The 3,250-nt window shown below is 36.5% G+C and carries 4 protein-coding genes; 3 read left to right on the forward strand and 1 reads right to left on the reverse strand.

Annotated features, from left to right (window positions below):
- A partial coding sequence (locus tag H601_RS16730; protein ID WP_035656025.1) for a hypothetical protein occupies window positions 1–214 on the reverse strand: 214 nt, incomplete at its 3' end.
- A 218-nt stretch (window positions 215–432) separates the two neighbouring features.
- Between H601_RS16730 and H601_RS0112885 the strand changes: the two genes are divergently transcribed.
- The 3 genes from H601_RS0112885 to H601_RS15815 are packed head-to-tail and all read left to right on the forward strand — an operon-like array spanning window position 433 to window position 3,129.
- A complete protein-coding gene (locus H601_RS0112885; RefSeq protein ID WP_084139987.1) occupies window positions 433–744 on the forward strand; it encodes a helix-turn-helix domain-containing protein in 312 nt (103 codons plus the stop codon).
- Window positions 737–1,768 (forward strand): hypothetical protein, encoded by a 1,032-nt coding sequence (locus H601_RS0112890; protein ID WP_026711876.1) that lies wholly within the window; start codon window positions 737–739, stop codon window positions 1,766–1,768. Before H601_RS0112885 ends, H601_RS0112890 begins: the two co-directional genes overlap by 8 nt.
- On the forward strand, window positions 1,765–3,129 hold the full coding sequence (locus tag H601_RS15815) for a DNA cytosine methyltransferase (protein ID WP_084139986.1): 1,365 nt from the start codon (window positions 1,765–1,767) through the stop codon (window positions 3,127–3,129). The genes H601_RS0112890 and H601_RS15815 overlap by 4 nt, the downstream gene beginning before the upstream one ends.
- Window positions 3,130–3,250 lie beyond the last annotated feature (121 nt).

The raw sequence follows: 3,250 nt of genomic DNA on the forward strand, positions 1-3,250 counted from the left end.
AAATTAGTTTTTGTAATCCAAATTTGTATTTTTGAACTATTTGAAAAGCTTTCGGGGTGTGTCCTGCGGATGCAGGGCACACACAGCAGTTTGGCAAAATGGCGGGTTCAGTGCTAAATTGAACATTCGGATTTCTAATAAACATTAGTGCTAGATTGAAAGTAAGTGCTTCTAAATCCGCCACTTCGCCAAGCTGCAAAACGTTATGCCTCATTGTAGGACGACCGTGCAAACCGACAGACTTCGACAAGAAGACGAAACAGCCAACCGCACATTTTAGCACATTTGGTTGCCCGACACTCAGCTGACCGCTTCGCAACCAAAAGAGCTAAAATTTCCCACCCACGACAATGTGAATAAAAACTTGTGGACTACTTTTGACCAAAAGAAAATATCACCTATTTTTGGACACAAATTGACCAAATGACAGTCGTGAAAAAATTTACAACTTTCGGAGAACATCTCAGGACACTGAGAGAAATAAATGGCTTGACATTGCGTGAAGTTGCTACAAGTTTATCTCTTGACACTTCTCTCCTTGCAAAAATTGAACGCAATGAAAGACAGCCAACTCGACAACTAATAAAACAACTTGCTGACTTTTTTAAAGTAGATGAAAAAGAATTGGTTGATGAATTTCTTAGCGACCAAATCGTTTATAAAATCTTGAACGAAGAAACGGATTTAAACATTTTGAAGGTAGCTGAAAGCAAAATTAAATATCTAAAAACTCATAATGCCTAAATACAACAGAAATATAACGGAACTTAAAACAAAGGCTGCAATGTGGTGGCCCGAAGAATTAAAAACAAAAAATGCGTTAGCTAATGTTCTTCCTTTGCTTCTCAAAACGCAAGATGACTTTTTGCATCTTATCGTTTTAAGTAAAAATGACCCATTTCAGCTTTTTGACTTAATAAAGGTTGCTAAATATCCAGCTAATCTTTTTCTAAAACATTTAGCTGTTTTGTCAGATTATGGAGGCGAACCAATTCAACGTTTAGGTCGTTCTTTCAAAGACATTTTTCCAAAAGGAAAAGGTGCAAATGGAAAATACTATTTCGATTTCATTTGGAAAGAAAAATCATTTAGATACGAGTTTAAAGCTTTACCTGTTAATGGATTGAACAGTAAAAAGCTGTTCATAGACGGTTCAGGATTAATTATAGAAAAGGAATTAGACGATTTAACGTGCGATATGATTGCACTTTTATTGTTTGCTTCAACTTCTGATTATGCTGAACACGCTGGCTTAACTGCTTGTGAAATTGGAACTATGCTTGGCGATGAGGATGTGTTGACAAAATTCGTGAAACAGAGATATATAATCGTCAGTAAACAAACAAGCGGTGCAACTGCAAATAGTTTGGGTCAATTAGCCCAAACAGAAATAGTAAGTTTCCTTACTAAAGAGCTTGGAGACAAATACAAAATCATTCGTAATGGATATATTACCATTGACGGTTATGATAAAAAAGGTGGAATGCCATTCGACTTAGTTGTTGAAAAAGGAAAGAAAAAAGTTGGAATAGAAGTTAGCTTCCAAGTTACCACAAATAGCACCATAGAAAGAAAAGCAGGACAAGCAGCCGACCGTCAGGCATTAATTCACAAAAGCGGTTACCACATTGCTTATGTTCTTGACGGTGCAGGAAATTTCCAACGTTCATCTGCAATTTCTACAATTTGTAATCACAGCGACTGTACAGTTGCTTACACTCTTGCGGAATTCAAAGTATTGTCTAACTGGATAAAAAGTGTGTTATGATAAAATTCATTGATTTATTCGCAGGAACTGGTGGCATTCGTTTAGGTTTTGAACAAGCTTGTAAAAAGTTTAATTTAAAAACTGAATGTGTGTTTTCATCAGAGATTGATAAGAATGCTTGTGCATCTTATGAATTGAATTTTGGACACAATCCATATTCAGACGTTACACAAGTTGAGGAATTACCACCTTTTGATTTTATGTTAGCAGGGTTTCCTTGCCAATCGTTTTCATACGCTGGAAAACGCAGAGGTTTTGGCGAAACTAGAGGAACACTTTTTTTTGAAGTAGAAAGACTGCTTGCTAAATACAAGCCCAAAGGCTTCTTGTTGGAAAATGTTAGAGGACTTACAACACACGATGAAGGACGGACTTTTGAAACAATCATCCATAGTTTAAAAAACCTTGGGTACAGTGTCAATTATCTTTTATTAAACAGTAGCAATTTTGGTGTTCCTCAAAACAGAGTGAGAATATACATTCTTGGAACGTTAGAGGAACCAATAAAAATGAAACTTCACTCTGACGTTGGTGCTTCCGACTCTCATAAATTTAAAGAACAAAACGGACAAACTTCACTTTTTTCAGAACCGAAAACAATTCGAGTAGTAAAGGATATTCTTGAAAAAGAATTTCCAGATAAATACGAGTGTACAAAAGACTTTGTAGATAAATTAAAAAATGTAGTCGGTGAAGATTTATCTAAACTTCACGGATATAGACTTATTGATTACAGAGGTGGGCAAGCAATTCACTCTTGGGAATTAGGAATTAAAGGAAAGTGTACAAAAGCAGAAATTGAATTTTTAAATCTTTTAATCGGGAATAGAAGAAAGAAAACTTTTGGTACTCATCAGGACGGAAAGTCATTGACAGTGGAACAAATAAAAACATTTTATAAAAAGAACGACCTTGAAACGATTTTGAATTCATTGGTAAACAAAGGTTACTTGAGTGCCTATGAAGACAAATACAATCCAGTAGCAGGAAATATGTCTTTTGAAGTTTTCAAATTCCTTGACCCTGAAAGTATTTCAATTACTTTGACAGCTTCTGACACAAACAGACTTGGAATTGTTCAAAATGGTAGAGCAAGAAAAATGACACCGAGAGAATGTGCAAGACTTCAAGGTTTTCCTGACACATACAAACTATTAGACAACGACAACGCAGTTTATAAACAAATGGGTAATGCTGTTTCAGTTCCAGTAATTGAGGCAGTAATTTCAGACCTAATTGAAAACAACGACATTTTTAACAAGACAAAAGCCAACGCTTCAAAGTCACACACATTGGCAAGTCACACAATCCCATCGCTTGACCAAAACTTGCCAAAGAGTGTGCCTTCCCTAACGCACTGACAGACGGATGAAAGAACAACGAAGGCATAATCGAGTAGACTGCCCCACTAGAAACTAGCAGGGAGAGCCTCTCACACCACCGAGCATACGGGTCACGTACTCGGCGGTTCGCAAAGAGATG

The sequence above is a fragment of the Flavobacterium filum DSM 17961 genome (assembly GCF_000425465.1).
Taxonomy (GTDB): Bacteria; Bacteroidota; Bacteroidia; order Flavobacteriales; family Flavobacteriaceae; genus Flavobacterium; species Flavobacterium filum.